Source organism: Streptococcus infantis (assembly GCF_019929665.1).
GTDB classification, from domain to species: domain Bacteria; phylum Bacillota; class Bacilli; order Lactobacillales; family Streptococcaceae; genus Streptococcus; species Streptococcus infantis_H.
The window spans coordinates 168,321-185,961 of sequence record NZ_JAHZPZ010000002.1 but is presented as its reverse complement, the minus strand read 5'-3'; the positions used below and the strand labels follow the sequence as shown (position 1 = coordinate 185,961).

Here is a 17,641-nt window from a genome sequence, read left to right as displayed (position 1 = left end):
ATTAGAACTCCTATTTTCACTTTGTGTTCTTGTAGGCTTTGTATCTTAAATAGGAGTAAAGATGAGTATTCGGGTGATTATTGCTGGTTTTAAGGGAAGAATGGGCCAATCTGCTTGTCAGATGGTTTTGTCTGATCCTGAACTTGAACTAGTAGCTGTTTTGGATCCTTTTGAGTCTGAATCTGAGTGGCAAGGAATTCCAGTATTCAATGATAAAAATGACTTAGCAGGCTTTGATGCCAATGTTTGGGTGGACTTTACTACACCAGCTGTCGCCTATGAGAATACACGCTTTGCTCTTGAACATGGCTTTGCTCCAGTAGTAGGAACGACAGGTTTCACCAGCCAAGAAATTGAAGAATTAAAAGAATTGTCTCGTTCCAAAGGCTTGGGTGGATTGATTGCTCCTAACTTTGCCTTGGGTGCTGTCTTACTGATGCAATTTGCAGCACAGGCAGCTAAATACTTCCCAAATGTGGAGATTATTGAACTTCACCATGATAAGAAAAAAGATGCTCCGAGCGGGACAGCAATCAAAACAGCTGAGTTGATGGCACAAGTTCGTGAGTCTATTCAACAAGGTGCTAGCGATGAGGAAGAACTCATTGCTGGTGCTCGTGGAGCTAACTTTGATGGTATGCGAATCCATTCGGTTCGCTTGCCAGGATTGGTAGCCCATCAGGAAGTTATTTTTGGAAATCAAGGAGAGGGATTGACCCTGCGTCATGACTCCTTTGATCGTAGCTCCTTCATGACAGGGGTGAATTTGGGAATCAAAGAAGTTGTCAAGCGTCATGAGCTTGTCTATGGATTAGAACACTTACTATGAAATTAACAAAAATGCCTTCTGAATTTCAGAAGGCTTTACCAGTATTAGAAAAAATTAAAGAAGCAGGATTTGAGGCTTATTTTGTTGGTGGATCTGTTAGGGATGCCCTACTCAATCGTCCCATCCATGATGTGGATATCGCGACTTCATCTTATCCTGAAGAGACCAAGCAGATTTTTCCACGCACAGCTGATATCGGCATTGAGCATGGAACCGTTTTGGTTTTAGATGGAGATGAAGAGTACGAGGTCACCACTTTTCGAACAGAGGATGTCTATGTAGACTATCGGAGACCAAGTGCTGTTTCTTTTGTTCGTTCACTCGAAGAAGATCTCAAACGCCGCGATTTCACAGTCAATGCCTTTGCCTTGGATGAGACAGGGGAAATCGTCGATTTATTTGATGGTCTCAAAGATTTAGAAAATCAAGTTCTGCGAGCTGTCGGTGTAGCTAGTGAACGTTTCAATGAAGATGCGCTACGCATCATGCGTGGCTTTCGTTTCCAAGCTAGTCTTGGTTTTGAACTCGAGCAAGAAACGTTTGAAGCGATGAAGGCCTTAACGCCACTCTTAGATAAAATCTCTGTGGAGCGCACCTTTGTCGAGTTTGATAAGCTTTTACTGGCTCCCTATTGGCGAGTAGGTTTATCTTCTATGATTGAGAGTCAAGCTTATGATTATCTTCCAGATATGGTAGGCAGTCAGGAAAAACTCCAGTCTTTGTTTGATTTAGAAAAAGATTTTACTTTTGAATCTTCTGAGCAAGCTTGGGCTGCACTTTTATGGGTTTTAGAAGTGGAAGATGCTCAACAATTTTTGAAACATTGGAAAACTTCGCGTCAATTCGCTAAGCAAGTTCAAGATTTACTTACGATCTTAGAACTTCGTGAAGAAGGGGAACTAGGTAAACGTGATTGTTACCGCTTTGATTTGGACTTGCTTCTACAGGCTGAAAATCTTCGTCGAGCTCAAGGTAAAGACTATAATCCACAAACAATCACAGAAACTTATGAGAGCTTGACCATTCATGATAAGAAAGAGATGCAAATCAATGGTGGTATTCTCATCAAAAAATACGGCTACCAACCAGGTCCAGAATTAGGAGATGTTTTAGAAGAAATTGAGTATGCTATTGTGGATGGAGATTTGGAAAATAACTTGGATGCCATTCATGCATACCTAAGGGAGAGAAAATGAGTGACTTTATCGTTGAAAAACTAAGTAAATCCGTGGGAGATAAGACAGTCTTTAAGGATATTTCCTTTATCATCCATGACTTGGACAGAATTGGTCTTATCGGTGTCAACGGAACCGGTAAAACAACCCTTTTAGATGTGCTTTCTGGAGTTTCAGGTTTTGATGGTGATGTTAGCCCATTTTCAGCAAAGAATGATTACAAGATTGGCTACCTGACCCAGAATCCGGATTTTGATGATAGTAAGACTGTCTTGGATACTGTTTTATCCAGTGACCTCAAAGAAATCCAGTTGATTCGGGAGTATGAACTGCTTATGCTCAACTACAGTGAAGACAAGCAGGCACGTTTGGAACGGGTTATGGCAGAGATGGATTCCCTTCAAGCTTGGGAAATTGAGAGTCAAGTCAAGACCGTTCTCAGCAAGCTGGGCATTCAAGACTTATCTACTCCTGTTGGAGAATTGTCAGGTGGTCTGCGAAGACGGGTTCAGTTGGCGCAAGTCCTTCTGGGCAACCATGATCTTTTGCTTCTTGATGAGCCTACCAACCACTTGGATATTGCGACCATTGAGTGGCTAACCCTCTTCTTGAAAAATTCCAAGAAAACAGTATTATTTATCACCCACGATCGCTATTTCCTAGATGCTCTTTCTACGCGAATCTTTGAGTTGGACAGAGCAGGTTTGACAGAATATCAAGGAAATTACCAAGACTATGTTCGTCTCAAGGCGGAACAGGATGAGCGCGATGCAGCTCTTCTTCACAAAAAGGAACAACTCTATAAACAGGAATTAGCATGGATGAGACGCCAACCTCAAGCTCGTGCAACCAAGCAACAGGCGCGTATCAATCGTTTCCATGACTTGAAGAAGGAAGTTTCAGATAATAGTGTTGAGACAGACCTAAGCATGAATTTTGAAACTAGCCGTATCGGTAAAAAGGTCATCGAGTTTAAGAATGTTTCCTTTGCCTATGACGATAAACCGATTCTGAAACATTTTAATCTTTTAGTCCAAGCCAAGGACCGTATCGGAATCGTCGGGGATAATGGTGTTGGGAAGTCAACGCTACTCAACCTCATTGCAGGAAGTCTTGAACCAACTGAAGGTCAAGTTATTATCGGAGAAACGGTTCGCATTGCTTATTTCTCTCAACAAATCGAAGGTTTAGATGAAAGTAAGCGGGTTATCAATTACCTGCAGGAAGTGGCAGAAGAGGTTAAGACTAGCGGTGGTACTACGACATCCATTGCAGAATTACTAGAACAATTTCTTTTCCCTCGTTCAACGCACGGGACTTTGATTGAGAAGCTATCAGGCGGAGAGAAGAAACGTCTTTATCTCCTCAAATTACTTCTTGAAAAACCTAATGTCCTCCTCTTAGACGAGCCAACCAATGACCTTGATATTGCGACCTTAACGGTTCTAGAAAATTTCTTACAAGGTTTTGCAGGTCCAGTTTTGACAGTCAGTCATGACCGATATTTTCTTGATAAGGTTGCGACTAAGATCCTTGCCTTTGAGAATGGAACCATCCGTCCTTTCTTTGGCCATTATACAGATTATCTAGATGAAAAGGCCTTTGAAGCAGAAACGGTAACTCAAATCCAAAAAGCTGACAAGGAAAAAGTCGTCAAAGTTCGTGAAGAAAAGAAACGGATGACCTACCAAGAAAAGCAGGAGTGGGCAAGTATTGAAGGTGACATTGAAGCCTTGGAAAATCGCATCGCCGCTATTGAAGAAGAAATGCAAGCAAATGGCTCTGACTTTGGGAAGCTAGCTACTCTTCAAAAGGAGCTAGATGAGAAGAATGAAGCCTTGCTTGAAAAATACGAACGCTATGAATATTTAAGTGAGTTAGTATAATGGAAGAAACAATTATTAAATGGAGTAGTAAGAAAATCGTTTTGAGCCTTATTCTTTATCTACTAGAATTGGCTATTCTACTTTGGATCTTTTCGTTTTTGCTGAGCTATCCCGAAGAAGCACCTGCGGGATTGGTGGCTTTCATTCTCTTTATTGGTTTCTTGATCATCATCGTTGGCTTCATTTTGTATCAACGTTTGCGACTACTTTTTTCTGATAAAGAGTATTTGAAATGTACGGCTCAAGGATTTTCCTATAAACCATATCCAAAGAAAGACTGGCAGTTTTATTCCTGGGGACAGGTAGAAAAGTTTGCTCTCACGAGAATTAAGGGTAGTAGAAATGCAAGGGATTTTTATATGATTGAGGTTCAGTTTTATGACAAGGAACTTTTAAAACCCAACTTTTTCTGGTATCGTCTTCGAAGTAGATTTACAAGTTCAAAACATTCTAATGTTTTGAAAATCCCAATCTATTTGCTGGATGTTGGCTTGCCAGAAAGAGTATTTGAAACCATGTCTTACTTTGAGCGAGAGTGGCGCATCGAACAAAATCGTCAACGAAACCAAAACTCTAAAAGCAAAAAGAAGTAAGTACTTCATTCAGCGAATGCTAGCAACAATTGAAGAAAAAATGAGAAGTCTTGTACCAAGTATCAAGGCTTCTTTCTATTTTGCTTTTCTAGGAATTATGGTATAATAGGGAGTAAAAACTTTAAAAGAAAGAAACGCTATGAACTTAAAAGATTACATTGCAAGTATTGAAAATTATCCGCAAGAAGGAATTACATTCCGTGATATCAGCCCTTTGATGGCTAACGGCAATGCCTACAGCTATGCTGTTCGTGAAATTGTTCAATATGCTACTGACAAAAAGATTGATATGATCGTAGGGCCAGAAGCGCGTGGATTTATCGTTGGATGTCCAGTTGCTTTTGAGTTGGGAATTGGTTTTGCACCTGTACGTAAACCAGGGAAATTGCCACGCGAAGTCATTTCAGCTGACTACGAAAAAGAATATGGTGTTGACACTTTGACCATGCACGCAGATGCTATCAAACCAGGTCAACGTGTTCTTATCGTAGATGACCTCTTGGCAACAGGTGGTACTGTTAAAGCGACAATCGAAATGATTGAGAAATTAGGCGGTGTCGTAGCTGGTTGTGCCTTCTTGATTGAGCTTGACGAGCTAAAAGGTCGTGAGGCAATCGGAGATTACGATTATAAAGTTTTGATGCATTATTAATGAAAAACAGTCCCTAGGGCTGTTTTCTCTTAATGATGATATAAAAAAAGGCTATATCTAGTTAGAGAAAAACTATAATTGAAAACTATATCTTCATACAGTATAATAAAGGGAAAGAGAAACGTCAGCATTTTTCCCCGTTGACGATACCATGTTTACTTGAGTCCAATATGATACAGTAAGGAGATTTCTATGCCGATTCGAATTGATAAAAAATTACCAGCAGTTGAGATTTTACGAACGGAAAATATTTTCGTCATGGATGACCAGAGGGCGGCTCATCAGGATATTCGACCACTGAAAATTCTGATTTTAAACTTGATGCCACTGAAAATGGTTACAGAAACTCAGCTTTTACGCCATTTAGCCAATACTCCTTTGCAGTTAGATATTGAATTTTTATATATGGAAAGTCATCAGTCGAAAACAACTCGTTCTGAGCATATGAAGACTTTTTATAAGACCTTCTCAGAAGTTCAAGACCAGTATTTTGATGGCTTGATTATTACAGGTGCTCCAGTTGAACATCTCCCTTTTGAAGAAGTGGACTATTGGGAGGAATTTACTAAGGTTATCGATTGGTCTAAGACTCATGTCTTTTCAACCCTGTATATTTGCTGGGGGGCACAGGCGGGTCTATACTATCGCTATGGCGTAGATAAATACCAGATGGACCAGAAGCTTTCTGGGATTTATCCTCAAGATGTTTTGAAAGAAGGTCATCTCCTATTGAGAGGATTTGATGATTTATATGTATCTCCTCATTCTCGCCATACAGAAGTCCACAAAGAAGATATCCTGAATAAAACAAATCTAGAGATTTTAGCATCAGGAAAAGAGGTGGGAATATCTATCCTTGCGAGTCGAGATTTGAGAGAAGTCTATAGCTTTGGGCATTTAGAGTATGATCGCGATACGCTTGCAAAGGAATATTTTAGAGATCTAGATGCTGGTTTAGATCCACATATACCAGAAAATTATTTCAAAAATGATGACATTCATGAACTCCCATGTATGCGTTGGAGTTCATCTGCAGCCCTCTTCTTTAGTAACTGGGTAAATTATGCAGTGTACCAAGAGACGCCGTTTGAGTGGAAAAGTGTGGAAGATGATGTGTCTCATTTTGGATATTTATAAGAGGAATTATGACATATTTAGATGCTTTCAAATCAGGAAACTTAGTGTTACCGAGTGACCTGCTCTTACATTACAATCAACTGTTCTCGTCAAGCGATGATTTCTTGGTTTGGCAGTTCTTTTACCTACAGAATACAACGGCTTTAGGTGAATTGTCTCCAAGTCAGATTGCTGAAAAAATCGGCAAAAATGTCACTGAAGTCAATCAAGCTATTTCACGATTGACTGAGAAAGGGTTGCTTCAATACCGAACCATTGAACTGAATGGCGAAATAGAAGTAATCTTCGATGCAACTCTTGCCTTGGAGCGCCTAGACCAACTGTTTGAAAAACAAGCTCCAAACCAGGTGCAATCTGCCCCAAATGATTTAAAGAGCTTGGTAGATACTTTCCAACAGGAGCTAGGTCGTCTATTGAGCCCGTTTGAGATTGAAGACTTGGAAAAGAGTTTGAAAGAAGACGGAACTAGTGCGGATTTGATAAAAGAAGCCTTACGAGAAGCTGTTCTAAATGGAAAACCAAATTGGAAATATATCCAAGCTATCCTACGAAACTGGCGTCATGAGGGGATTAGGAGCGTAGCCCAGGTAGAAGCGAAACGTCAAGAGAGAGAGGCAACAAACCCTCAAAATGTTCAGGTTTCATCTGATTTTAAAAATGCTATGGATCTATGGAAAGACTAATAATGAATAACAAAAAAACTTGCCTGCTTGGCAAGTTCTTTTATTTTTAATTAGCAAGTCCCCAAACACTTACAGAACGTTCAGAAACTGGGAAGTCACCATATCCTTCAGCATTAATAGTCACTTGGTCTGAATGGTTGCCAAGAATATCAACAAAAGTATGATCAGCCCATTCTGTACCTACAAACATGGTTTTGTAATTCTCTTGAGCGTTTGAGATAAGAACAGCTAAAGGTGATTGGTTGTCAGCTCCAGAACGAACCCAACCGATACAATTAGGGTCATCAAAGTAGTCTGTCTGCTCTCCATAAGCCAAATCTTTTCGGATAGCTAAGAGACAGTCAAGAACTTCTTTAAAATCTTGCTGAGCATATTGACCAGAGATACCGTAGTAGTCTCCGTAAAATACACAAGGAAGCCCTTGTTCACGTAGGAGGATGAGAGCATAGGCTGCTGGTTTAAACCATTCTTCTACAGTAGATTCTAAAGCTTGTCCTCGTTGAGTATCATGGTTTTCGACAAAGGTTACAGCTTTATCTGGTTTGATTTGAACCAGACTATCATTAAAGATGGTACGCAAATCGTAGTCTGCACCAGCCTGGCTTGCTTCAAAGAGATTCATATGGAGTCGGACATCGACAAGGTCAAAGCGTTCTTCGATTTTATCAAGGTATTCAAGGTTGGCATCCTTGTCTGGATTCCAGAATTCTCCAAAGACATAGAAGTCTTGTCCATATTTCTCTTTGATGTCACGAATGAAATTACGCATAAAGAAGGAGTCAATATGCTTGACAGCGTCTAAGCGGAAACCTGTTACGCCAGTCGTTTCCATGAACCAATCAGCCCAATCGTAGATGTTTTTGATAACCTCAGGATGTTTGAAGTCCAAGTCAGCATACATAAGATAGTCATAGTTACCGTTTTCGTTATCGACTAATTCCTCATGAGCCCAGCCTTTGTTGTCTCCTTGTATCAGATAGATGCCAGACTTACGGCGTTTGGCATCATAGTCAGTTCCAGTAAAGTGGTACCAGTGCCAGTGGAAATCATTGTAGGTGTTTTGTCTTCCATCAAAAGTAAAGTTTGTCCAACCATTGATGGTAAAAGGTTCTCCAAGTTCAATTGTGCGATCTTCTGGGTCGACTTCAATAACCTGGAAGGATTCTAAACGGTCTGCAGCTGCCTTGTGGTTTAAGACGACGTCAGCCATAGGTTGAATCCCATGTGATTTAAGTGTTTGAATGGCTTGAAGATAGTCTTCTTTGAAACCGTACTTGGTACGCACAGTTCCTTTTTGATCAAATTCACCGAGGTCAAAAAGGTCATAGACACCATAACCGACATCTTTTTCGTTGGTAGCTTTAAAGGCAGGTGGCATCCAGACGTGGCTAATTCCTAGATTTGCAAGGTGCTCAGCATCTTCGGTAAGTCGCGTCCAGTGTTGTCCATCGTGGGGAAGGTACCACTCAAAATATTGCATTAGGGTTTGGTTTTTCATAGATAGTCCTCATACTTAACAATTTGAGAATCATTTTACCACAAAGCTGTGCAATACGCAAACGTTTGCGCAAATCTAAAAAATATTTTCGACTATTTTATCAAAAGTGTTGATTTTTTTGTATCAAAATGCTAATATAATAATATAAAAAAACATAAATATAGGAGTCAGCCCATGATTGAATTTCAAAATGTTAGTAAGTTGTATGGTGATAAAGAGGCTTTGAGCAATCTCAATTTGCAGATTGAAAATGGAGAGATTATGGGTTTAATTGGCCATAATGGTGCTGGAAAATCGACCACTATAAAATCCTTAGTCAGTATCATTTCACCAAGCAGTGGTCGTATTTTGGTAGATGGTCAGGAGCTATCGGAAAATCGTTTAGCGATCAAACGAAAGATTGGCTACGTAGCAGACTCGCCTGACTTATTTTTGCGTTTAACGGCCAATGAATTTTGGGAATTGCTTGCCTCATCCTATGATCTAACTAGCTCTGACTTGGAGTATAGTCTAGCTAGGCTATTGAGTGTTTTTGATTTTGCTGAAAACCGCTATCAGGTTATTGAAACTCTTTCTCACGGAATGCGTCAGAAAGTCTTTGTCATCGGGGCACTCTTGTCTGATCCTGATATTTGGGTCTTGGACGAACCCTTGACTGGTTTGGATCCCCAGGCTGCCTTTGATTTGAAGCAAATGATGAAGGAACATGCACAAAAAGGTAAAACAGTTTTGTTTTCGACCCATGTCTTAGAGGTAGCCGAGCAAGTCTGTGATCGGATTGCCATTTTGAAAAAGGGGCATTTGATTTATTGTGGTAGCGTGGAGGACTTGAGAAAAGACCACCCAGATCAGTCTTTGGAAAGTATCTACCTTAGCCTTGCTGGTAGAAAAGAGGAGGTTACAGATGCGTCTCAAGGTCATTAAAAAATTAGTTGATATCAATATTCTCTATTCATCTAAAGAAGCTAATTTGGCTAACCTACGAAAGAAGCAAGCTAAGAATCCTGATAAAAAGGTTGATGTATCAGGGAAATTGTTGCGTTCTTATCTTGCTTCTAGTTTGTTGCTACTCATCTTATTTTCTAATCTAGCCTTTCGTTTTCCTTTTGAGGAAATGCCAAGTTCTTTTAGTACCATGGTTGCTATTTTACTGGTGCTTGCCTTTTCAACGTCTTTCACTGCATTTTACAATGTCTTTTATGAGAGTAAGGACTTGGCCTCCTATAGTCCCTATGCCTTTAAAAAATCAGAGATTATAATTGCTAAAGGACTGTCTGTCCTCTTGCCAGCTCTAACTGGAATTGTACCAATCCTAGCTTATTTTCTAGTCCTCTACATTAGGCTAGCTCCTACTCTTTGGCTGGGTTTGCCCTTGATGTTGCTGTCCTTGGCCTTATTATTTGTCTCTGTGACTCTAATGATGGTAGTGGCAGTGCATTTCTTGGCTCAAACTGCGGTTTTTAGAAAGTATCAGTCTATTTTTGCGAATGTGATGATTGGGATAGGGGTTATCACGCCTTTATTATTTGTCTTCTTTCTACAGTCGACTTCTGGAGATATAGTTGACAGAGTTAGAGACATTCCACCTCTTCTTTATCCTATTCATCTCTTTTACAAAATAGCGGTGGAGCCTTTTTCGACAGAGGCTATACTGGGTCTGCTCGCTTGGATAGGACTAACTCTCTTCTTACTTTATCTGACCAAAAAGAAGGTTCTTCCTCGTTTTTATGATATTATCCTGCTTAACAGTGAGGAGAAAGTCACAAAAGAACGTCGCAGTAAAGAGGGGATTTCAACGCCTAAAAAGGGATTTTTCCGCATGGTTTTACGCTACAACCTCTCCCTATTGGGACAGGGGACTGGCGTCATTACAGTGCTTTTTACAAGTGCCTTTCTTCCTTATATCATGATGATCGGATTGATTTCCAAAGTTCGAGATTCTCAGTTAGTTCCAGATATTCATCCTCCATACTGGTTACCCTTGTTTTTTGTAGGAGTGTTTATAGCAGTTTTAAATAACAATATCACAAGTCTACCTTCAATCGGGCTATCTCTGGAGAGGGAAAATTTTGATTTTCTGAAGAGTTTGCCCTTTGACTTTGCTCGTTATGTGAAAGTGAAATTTTGGATTATATTTGCTGTTCAGTCCTTTTTACCTATCGTGATTTTACTTGGTCTTTCCCTTTATTTAGGCTTGCCAATCCTTTCGATGATTTACCTTCTTGCGGCATGGATTCTTGCCAGTGTTATCCTTGCTTGTCGCCATTATTTTAAGGACGTGAAAAACCTGTCAACTAATTGGACTAGTATTACGGACCTGGTGAATCGTTCAAATGGCATAGTCACAATGGTTCTATTGCTTATTTATAGTGCAATCCTAATGGCCCTTGTAATTGGTAGCTTATTCTTGGTTCAGTCTCTCTCCGCTATCCTTGCCATCAGCTTGGGAGTAGGATCTCTTATCCTCCTGCTTGGTCTTGCTATATTTAGCTGTCATTACTATCTATCACGCATATTGATAGAAATAGAAAAAAGATGAGACAGTTGGTCGCTTGCTTGATAAATTTTATAAAAAGAAATGCTCCTCCAAGACGGAAGAGCATTTCTTTTATTGTGATTCTCACACAATTACTTCCTAATTTTTAATTAGTATTAGTATACCATTTTTTAAAACGAGAGTAAAAAAGCAAGGGTTGTTTCTTTTTTGAGAATTGTCTAAAAATTTGATATAATTGTATCTATGAATAAAGTATTCGTCAGTCGGCGTGTTGAAAAAAAGCTCCGCAAAGGTCAGGTTCTTTTGGAAGAAGTTGATTTTCCAGACTTATCTGAAACTGATCAGGAAGTTGAACTTTTCAGCCAAAGCAAAGAATTTTTAGGAAAGGCTTATTTATCTCGTCAAAATAAGGGAATTGGTTGGTTTGTAACCAACCAGAAAGTTTCTTTTAATCAAACCTTCTTTGAAAGCTTGTTTGAAAAAGCCAAACAAAAACGTTCTTCCTACTATCAAGATGAGTTGACAACTGCCTTTCGTTTGTTTAATCAAGAAGGCGATGGATTTGGTGGAATGACGCTGGATCTCTATGGAGATTATGTTGTTTTCTCTTGGTACAACTCCTATATCTATGGAATTCGCCAAGAGATTATAGCAGCCTTTAATCAAGTTTTTCCAGAAGTCTTAGGTGTCTATGAAAAGATTCGCTTTAAAGGTCTAGACTATGAGTCTGCCCATATCTATGGTCAAGAAGCAGCTGAATATTTCACTGTTCTTGAGAATGGAGTTCTCTACCAAGTCTTTATGAATGACGGCCTTATGACAGGGATTTTCTTGGATCAGCATGAAGTTCGTGGGAGTTTAGTTGATGGTTTAGCAATGGGGAAATCCTTGCTCAATATGTTTTCCTATACAGCGGCCTTCTCAGTCGCTGCAGCTATGGGGGGAGCTAGTGAAACGACTTCTGTGGATTTGGCCAAGCGTTCAAGAGAATTATCAGAAGCTCATTTTCATGCCAATGGTTTGAGTCTAGACAATCATCGATTGCTTGTCATGGATGTCTTTGAATACTTTAAATATGCTAAAAGAAAAGGTTTAAGCTATGACGTAATTGTTCTGGATCCGCCTAGCTTTGCCCGAAATAAAAAACAAACATTCTCTGTAGCTAAGGATTATCATAAGTTGATTTCCCAAAGCCTAGAGATTTTAAACCCAGGTGGAATCATTATTGCTAGTACCAATGCGGCTAATGTTTCCCGTCAAAAATTTACAGAACAAATCGACAAAGGATTTGCAGGTAGAAAGTATCAGGTCCTTCATAAATATGGACTTCCAGCAGACTTTGTCTACAATGAAAAAGATGAAAGTAGTAATTACCTCAAAGTGATTACCATGAAGGTTAGTAAATGAAATTAATTGTTTCTGTCATGCCAAGAAGTATAGAAGAGGCTCAGGCTATTGATGTTATGCGGTATCATGATGCAGATATCATTGAGTGGAGAGCAGACTTCTTACCCAAGGAAGCTATCTTGCAGGTAGCGCCAGCTATTTTTGAAAAATTTGCAGGTCGTGAGCTTGTTTTCACTTTACGTACTCGTGCCGAGGGTGGTCAAATTGAGCTCTCTTCAGAAGAGTATGTTCAAATTATCAAGGAAGTGGCACAGCTTTATCAACCAGATTATATTGATTTTGAGTATTTCAGCTACAAGGATGTTTTTGATCAGATGTTAGACTTTCCAAATCTCGTCTTGAGCTACCATAACTTCCAAGAGACACCTGAAAATCTAATGGAAATCTTGTCTGAGTTAACAAGTTTAAATCCTAAAGTTGTGAAAATAGCTGTTATGGCTAATACAGAACAAGATGTATTGGATCTGATGAACTTTACACGTGGCTTTAAAACACTGAATCCTGAACAAGAATATGTAACGATTTCCATGGGAAAAGTAGGCAAGGTCTCTCGTATTACTTCAGATGTGACTGGTTCTAGTTGGTCTTTTGCAAGTCTAGATGAAGCTAGTGCTCCAGGACAAATTTCACTATCTAGTATGAAAAAAATTAGGGAGCTTCTAAATGAAGATTGATGGCTACACACGTTTAGTAGCTGTAGTCGCAAATCCTATCAAACACTCCATTTCTCCCTTTATTCACAATAGCGCTTTTGAAGCAACCAATACCAATGGTGTTTATCTTGCTTGGGAAGTAGATGCGACTGAACTAGCAGAAACAGTTGCTAATATTCGTCGCTACCAGATGTATGGAATCAATCTTTCCATGCCTTACAAGGAACAAGTGATTCCTTATCTGGACCAGTTGAGCGAAGAGGCTTGTTTAATTGGTGCAGTTAATACAGTTGTGAATCGAGAAGGAACATTAATTGGATATAACACAGATGGCAAGGGATTCTTTAAGAGCTTGCCTTCTTTTAAAATATCAAGGAAAAGAGTGGTTTTGTTAGGAGCAGGCGGTGCAGCCAAGGCAATTTTGGCACAGGCAATCTTGGATGGAGTAAGTCAGATTTCTGTCTTTGTTCGTTCTTCATCCATGGAAAAAACAAGACCTTACTTAGAAAAAATACAGAATGCGACTGGATTTAGAGTAGATTTATTTGCATTAGAGGATATTCAAGAACTTCAAGACAGCATCACTCAAGCCGACCTCTTGGTTAATGCTACTAGTGTGGGCATGGATGGATCCTCTCAGCCGATCCCGACCAGCATCGTTTTACCAGAGAAGCTCATGGTAGCAGATGTGATTTATCAACCCTTTGAAACTCCATTTCTAAAGTGGGCTAAAGAGCAGGGAAATCAATCTATCAATGGCCTTGGCATGTTGCTTTACCAAGCTGCTGAAGCTTTTGAGTTATGGACAGGCAAGGAAATGCCAACAGATCAAATCTGGGAATTATTAAAACAAAAGTACCAATAAAGAAAAAGGAGACCTGCTATGAAAATTAGAATAGACCTTCCACATCATCCTTACGATATTCAGATTGAAAAAGGATGCTTGTCTCAAGCAGGAAAATGGTTGCGCGAACTTTGGCAACCACAAAAAATTGTTATCATAACGGATAACCGTGTTGCTTCACTCTATGCAGAAAAGGTTAAATTGAGTTTGGAGGATGCTGGCTTTCAAGTGGCAGTTTTTGACTTTTTAGAGGGCGAAGAACGAAAAAATCTGACTACAGTTCAAAAAGTCTATGAATTTTTAGTTAAGCAAGGTTTAACTCGTAGTGATGGCATCGTAGCCCTCGGAGGTGGTGTAGTTGGCGATTTGGCTGGTTTTGTGGCTTCAACCTACATGCGAGGAGTTCATTTCGTTCAAATTCCAACTAGTTTGACAGCCCAGGTGGATTCTTCAATCGGTGGTAAGACAGGAGTGAATACTCCTTTTGCTAAGAATATGGTAGGAACTTTTGCCCAGCCGGATGGTGTTTTGATTGACCCAACTGTTCTTGAGACCTTGGGTAAGAGAGAGTTGATTGAAGGAATGGGTGAAGTCATCAAGTATGGCCTGATCGAAGATTCAGAGCTTTGGGACCTATTATCTGATATGGATGGTTCTGTCGAAAGCATATTGGAACATTCCGAGAGTTTGATTGAGCATTCTTGTCAGGTTAAGCGCAAGATGGTAGTTGAGGATGAGTTGGATAATGGCGTTCGTTTATATCTCAACTTTGGTCACACAATTGGCCATGCCATCGAAGCAACTGCTGGTTACGGAAAAGTCATGCACGGTGAGGCAGTAGCTATGGGAATGGTTCAGGTCTCTAAGGTAGCAGAAGAAAAAGGACTCATGCCAGTGGGAATAACCAAATCTATCCGAGAGATGTGTCAGAAGTTTGGTCTTCCTGTTGATTATGAAAACTGGGATGTTGAAAAGCTTTATCGAGCTTTGACTCATGATAAAAAAGCGCGTGGGAATACCATGAAGTTAGTTTTGGTACCTGAGCTTGGTTCAGCGACGATTCACCCAGTTTCTCTTGAAGAAATGAAAGATTACTTAGTAAAATAAGGAGAATGTATGAGATATTTAACAGCAGGAGAATCACATGGTCCTCGGCTGACAGCAATTATTGAAGGAATTCCAGCAGGACTGCCTTTGACTGCAGAAGATATCAATGAGGATCTCAAACGTCGCCAAGGCGGTTACGGGCGTGGTGGACGTATGAAAATCGAGAGTGATCAGGTTGTCTTTACTTCTGGAGTTCGTCATGGTAAGACAACAGGGGCACCTATTACCATGGATGTCATTAATAAAGACCACCAAAAATGGCTGGATATCATGTCTGCCGAGGATATTGAAGACCGCCTTAAAAGCAAACGAAAAATCACCCATCCGCGACCAGGTCATGCTGATTTGGTCGGTGGGATCAAATACCGTTTTGATGACCTTCGAAATTCTTTGGAACGCTCATCTGCCCGTGAAACGACCATGCGAGTAGCGGTCGGAGCAGTAGCCAAGCGTCTTTTGGCTGAGCTTGATATAGAAATTGCTAATCATGTTGTGGTCTTTGGTGGCAAGGAAATTGATGTTCCAGAAAACTTAACAGTTGAAGAAATTAAGAAACTAGCTGCCCAGTCAGAAGTTTCTATTGTCAACCAAGAACGTGAGCAGGAGATTAAGGACTATATTGACCAGATTAAGCGAGATGGGGATACCATCGGAGGTGTTGTGGAAACAGTTGTCGGAGGTGTTCCGGTTGGTCTTGGTTCTTATGTCCAATGGGATCGTAAACTAGATGCAAGGCTAGCTCAAGCTGTTGTTTCTATCAATGCCTTTAAGGGTGTGGAGTTTGGTCTTGGTTTTAAAGTAGGCCATCTTAAGGGTAGCCAAGTCATGGATGAAATCCTCTGGTCATCAGAAGATGGCTATACTCGTCGGACTAATAACCTTGGAGGTTTCGAAGGTGGTATGACTAACGGCCAACCGATTATCGTTCGTGGAGTTATGAAGCCAATTCCGACTCTCTACAAGCCGTTGATGAGTGTCGATATTGAAACTCATGAGCCTTATAAAGCAACAGTAGAGAGAAGTGATCCTACTGCTCTTCCAGCAGCAGGTGTCGTTATGGAGGCAGTTGTAGCAACGGTTTTGGCTCAAGAAATCCTTGAGAAATTCTCCTCTGATAATCTGGAAGAATTAAAAGAAGCTGTTGCGAAACATCGGGAGTATACAAAGAATTATTAAGGAGTTCTTATGGCAAAAATCATCTATATCGCAGGACTAGGTTTGATTGGTGCTTCCATGGCACTCGGAATCAAGCGGGATCATCCTGATTATGAAATTTTAGGATACAATCGTAGTCAAGCGTCCAGAGATATTGCCTTGGAGAGAGGAATGATTGACCGTGCGACGGATGATTTTGCCAGTTTTGCTCCACTTGCAGACGTCATCATTCTTACCCTGCCAATCAAGCAAACTATTGCCTTTATTAAGGAATTGGCCAACTTGGACTTGAAAGATGGTGTCATTATTTCTGATGCTGGATCGACCAAGTCAGCTATTGTGGCTACAGCTGAGAAGTGTTTTGCTGATAAGTCTGTTCGCTTTGTGGGGGCCCATCCCATGGCAGGAAGTCACAAGACAGGAGCTGCCTCTGCAGATGTTAATCTTTTTGAAAATGCCTATTATATCTTCACGCCATCTAGTCTGACAACTCCGGATACTCTCGAAGAAATGAGAGACTTGCTGTCAGGCCTTCATGCTCGTTTCATTGAAATCGATGCTGAAGAGCATGACCGAGTGACTTCTCAGATTAGCCATTTTCCGCATATCTTAGCATCAGGCCTGATGGAACAAACTGCAAGTTATGCTGAAGAGCATGAAATGGTGCGACGCTTTGCGGCCGGTGGATTTCGAGATATGACTCGGATTGCTGAAAGTGAGCCTGGTATGTGGACTTCTATCCTCTTATCCAATCGGGATACCATTATTGAACGTATCGAGGACTTCAAGGGCCGTTTGGACGAGATTGGACAAGCTATCAGTAAGGGTGATGAAAGCCAAATCTGGAATTTTTTCAATCAAGCGCGTGAGCAACGTCAGGCTATGGAAATCCATAAACGCGGAGGAGTAGATAGCTCATTTGACCTTTATGTAGATGTTCCCGATGAGGAAGATGTGATTTTACGCATCTTGGAATTGCTACGTGGAACTTCTTTGGTCAATATCCATATCAATGAGGAAAACCGTGAGGATGTACACGGGATTCTGCAAATTTCCTTTAAGAATGCTCAGGATTTAAAACGTGCTGAGCAAGTCATTACAGAAAATACAGACTACACAGTCGTTATTAAATAAGGAGGACAATTATGTCAAATATTTATGATAGTGCAAATGCACTAAGTCGTGGACTACGCGAATTGCCTGAATACAAGGCAGTTAAAGAAGCTAGAGATGCCATCCAAGCGGATGCAGAAGCAAGCAAAATTTTTGCAGATTATATTGCTTTTCAACATGAAATCCAAATCATGGCACAAACTGGTCAAATTCCAGATGCTTCTTTCCAAGAAAAAATGGAAAGCTTTGGTAAGCAGATTCAAGGTAACTCTCTCTTGTCAGAATTCTTTGCCAAACAGCAACAACTTTCGATTTACCTTTCTGATATTGAAAAAATTGTTTTTGAACCAATTTCAGAACTTTTAAAATAAGAATTTACCTCATAAAGTCAGGAATTTTTAAGAAATTTCTG

The 17,641-nt window shown here is 40.2% G+C and carries 17 protein-coding genes; 16 read left to right on the top strand and 1 reads right to left on the bottom strand.

Annotated features, from left to right (window positions below; genetic code table 11):
* Window positions 1-61 precede the first annotated feature (61 nt).
* From dapB to K1I61_RS04215, 7 genes are all read left to right on the top strand, one after another.
* Window positions 62-829 (top strand): 4-hydroxy-tetrahydrodipicolinate reductase, encoded by a 768-nt coding sequence (dapB, locus tag K1I61_RS04245; protein WP_223333458.1) that lies wholly within the window; start codon window positions 62-64, stop codon window positions 827-829.
* Window positions 826-2,025: a CCA tRNA nucleotidyltransferase gene (locus K1I61_RS04240; protein ID WP_223333456.1), complete on the top strand. Its 1,200-nt coding sequence runs from the start codon at window positions 826-828 to the stop codon at window positions 2,023-2,025. Before dapB ends, K1I61_RS04240 begins: the two co-directional genes overlap by 4 nt.
* Entirely contained in the window at window positions 2,022-3,890 is a 1,869-nt protein-coding gene (locus K1I61_RS04235; protein ID WP_223333454.1) for an ABC-F family ATP-binding cassette domain-containing protein, read from the top strand. The genes K1I61_RS04240 and K1I61_RS04235 overlap by 4 nt, the downstream gene beginning before the upstream one ends.
* Window positions 3,890-4,483: a hypothetical protein gene (locus K1I61_RS04230; RefSeq protein WP_223333452.1), complete on the top strand. Its 594-nt coding sequence runs from the start codon at window positions 3,890-3,892 to the stop codon at window positions 4,481-4,483. The genes K1I61_RS04235 and K1I61_RS04230 overlap by 1 nt, the downstream gene beginning before the upstream one ends.
* A gap of 139 nt (window positions 4,484-4,622) precedes the next feature.
* Complete coding sequence (locus K1I61_RS04225) at window positions 4,623-5,135, top strand: adenine phosphoribosyltransferase (RefSeq protein WP_001049312.1); 513 nt, start codon at window positions 4,623-4,625, stop codon at window positions 5,133-5,135.
* Between the two features lie 192 nt (window positions 5,136-5,327).
* Complete coding sequence (metA, locus tag K1I61_RS04220; RefSeq protein WP_036757166.1) at window positions 5,328-6,272, top strand: homoserine O-acetyltransferase MetA; 945 nt, start codon at window positions 5,328-5,330, stop codon at window positions 6,270-6,272.
* A gap of 8 nt (window positions 6,273-6,280) precedes the next feature.
* Window positions 6,281-6,955 (top strand): DnaD domain-containing protein, encoded by a 675-nt coding sequence (locus tag K1I61_RS04215; protein WP_004252223.1) that lies wholly within the window; start codon window positions 6,281-6,283, stop codon window positions 6,953-6,955.
* A 46-nt stretch (window positions 6,956-7,001) separates the two neighbouring features.
* On the opposite strand, the gene K1I61_RS04210 is transcribed toward K1I61_RS04215, so the two are convergent.
* A complete protein-coding gene (locus K1I61_RS04210) occupies window positions 7,002-8,453 on the bottom strand; it encodes an alpha-amylase (protein WP_223333451.1) in 1,452 nt (483 codons plus the stop codon).
* Window positions 8,454-8,627: 174 nt separating this feature from the next.
* On the opposite strand from K1I61_RS04210, the gene K1I61_RS04205 reads away from it, so the two are divergent.
* The 9 genes from K1I61_RS04205 to K1I61_RS04165 all read left to right on the top strand — a co-directional run bounded on the left by K1I61_RS04205 (window position 8,628) and on the right by K1I61_RS04165 (window position 17,600).
* Window positions 8,628-9,377, top strand: a complete 750-nt coding sequence (locus K1I61_RS04205; RefSeq protein ID WP_223333450.1) for an ABC transporter ATP-binding protein — start codon at window positions 8,628-8,630, stop codon at window positions 9,375-9,377.
* Window positions 9,358-10,992: a hypothetical protein gene (locus K1I61_RS04200; protein WP_223333449.1), complete on the top strand. Its 1,635-nt coding sequence runs from the start codon at window positions 9,358-9,360 to the stop codon at window positions 10,990-10,992. Before K1I61_RS04205 ends, K1I61_RS04200 begins: the two co-directional genes overlap by 20 nt.
* A 201-nt stretch (window positions 10,993-11,193) precedes the next feature.
* Window positions 11,194-12,357 (top strand): class I SAM-dependent rRNA methyltransferase, encoded by a 1,164-nt coding sequence (locus K1I61_RS04195; RefSeq protein WP_223333446.1) that lies wholly within the window; start codon window positions 11,194-11,196, stop codon window positions 12,355-12,357.
* Entirely contained in the window at window positions 12,354-13,031 is a 678-nt protein-coding gene (aroD, locus tag K1I61_RS04190) for a type I 3-dehydroquinate dehydratase (RefSeq protein ID WP_016466646.1), read from the top strand. The genes K1I61_RS04195 and aroD overlap by 4 nt, the downstream gene beginning before the upstream one ends.
* Complete coding sequence (locus K1I61_RS04185; RefSeq protein WP_223333443.1) at window positions 13,021-13,875, top strand: shikimate dehydrogenase; 855 nt, start codon at window positions 13,021-13,023, stop codon at window positions 13,873-13,875. Before aroD ends, K1I61_RS04185 begins: the two co-directional genes overlap by 11 nt.
* Window positions 13,876-13,893: 18 nt before the next feature.
* On the top strand, window positions 13,894-14,961 hold the full coding sequence (aroB, locus tag K1I61_RS04180) for a 3-dehydroquinate synthase (RefSeq protein ID WP_223333440.1): 1,068 nt from the start codon (window positions 13,894-13,896) through the stop codon (window positions 14,959-14,961).
* Between the two features lie 9 nt (window positions 14,962-14,970).
* Window positions 14,971-16,137, top strand: a complete 1,167-nt coding sequence (gene aroC, locus K1I61_RS04175; protein ID WP_036757180.1) for a chorismate synthase — start codon at window positions 14,971-14,973, stop codon at window positions 16,135-16,137.
* Between the two features lie 9 nt (window positions 16,138-16,146).
* Window positions 16,147-17,250, top strand: coding sequence for a prephenate dehydrogenase (locus tag K1I61_RS04170; protein ID WP_036757182.1), 1,104 nt, complete (start codon window positions 16,147-16,149; stop codon window positions 17,248-17,250).
* Window positions 17,251-17,261: 11 nt separating this feature from the next.
* A complete protein-coding gene (locus tag K1I61_RS04165) occupies window positions 17,262-17,600 on the top strand; it encodes a YlbF/YmcA family competence regulator (RefSeq protein ID WP_036757185.1) in 339 nt (112 codons plus the stop codon).
* Window positions 17,601-17,641 lie beyond the last annotated feature (41 nt).

What these genes read in the sequence shown, in the direction of transcription:
- dapB (WP_223333458.1), top strand. Translation starts at nt 62, where the DNA reads ATGAGTATTCGGGTGATTATTGCTGGTTTTAAGGGAAGAATGGGCCAA.
- K1I61_RS04240 (WP_223333456.1), top strand. Translation starts at nt 826, where the DNA reads ATGAAATTAACAAAAATGCCTTCTGAATTTCAGAAGGCTTTACCAGTA.
- K1I61_RS04235 (WP_223333454.1), top strand. Translation starts at nt 2,022, where the DNA reads ATGAGTGACTTTATCGTTGAAAAACTAAGTAAATCCGTGGGAGATAAG.
- K1I61_RS04230 (WP_223333452.1), top strand. Translation starts at nt 3,890, where the DNA reads ATGGAAGAAACAATTATTAAATGGAGTAGTAAGAAAATCGTTTTGAGC.
- K1I61_RS04225 (WP_001049312.1), top strand. Translation starts at nt 4,623, where the DNA reads ATGAACTTAAAAGATTACATTGCAAGTATTGAAAATTATCCGCAAGAA.
- metA (WP_036757166.1), top strand. Translation starts at nt 5,328, where the DNA reads ATGCCGATTCGAATTGATAAAAAATTACCAGCAGTTGAGATTTTACGA.
- K1I61_RS04215 (WP_004252223.1), top strand. Translation starts at nt 6,281, where the DNA reads ATGACATATTTAGATGCTTTCAAATCAGGAAACTTAGTGTTACCGAGT.
- K1I61_RS04210 (WP_223333451.1), bottom strand. Translation starts at nt 8,453, where the DNA reads ATGAAAAACCAAACCCTAATGCAATATTTTGAGTGGTACCTTCCCCAC.
- K1I61_RS04205 (WP_223333450.1), top strand. Translation starts at nt 8,628, where the DNA reads ATGATTGAATTTCAAAATGTTAGTAAGTTGTATGGTGATAAAGAGGCT.
- K1I61_RS04200 (WP_223333449.1), top strand. Translation starts at nt 9,358, where the DNA reads ATGCGTCTCAAGGTCATTAAAAAATTAGTTGATATCAATATTCTCTAT.
- K1I61_RS04195 (WP_223333446.1), top strand. Translation starts at nt 11,194, where the DNA reads ATGAATAAAGTATTCGTCAGTCGGCGTGTTGAAAAAAAGCTCCGCAAA.
- aroD (WP_016466646.1), top strand. Translation starts at nt 12,354, where the DNA reads ATGAAATTAATTGTTTCTGTCATGCCAAGAAGTATAGAAGAGGCTCAG.
- K1I61_RS04185 (WP_223333443.1), top strand. Translation starts at nt 13,021, where the DNA reads ATGAAGATTGATGGCTACACACGTTTAGTAGCTGTAGTCGCAAATCCT.
- aroB (WP_223333440.1), top strand. Translation starts at nt 13,894, where the DNA reads ATGAAAATTAGAATAGACCTTCCACATCATCCTTACGATATTCAGATT.
- aroC (WP_036757180.1), top strand. Translation starts at nt 14,971, where the DNA reads ATGAGATATTTAACAGCAGGAGAATCACATGGTCCTCGGCTGACAGCA.
- K1I61_RS04170 (WP_036757182.1), top strand. Translation starts at nt 16,147, where the DNA reads ATGGCAAAAATCATCTATATCGCAGGACTAGGTTTGATTGGTGCTTCC.
- K1I61_RS04165 (WP_036757185.1), top strand. Translation starts at nt 17,262, where the DNA reads ATGTCAAATATTTATGATAGTGCAAATGCACTAAGTCGTGGACTACGC.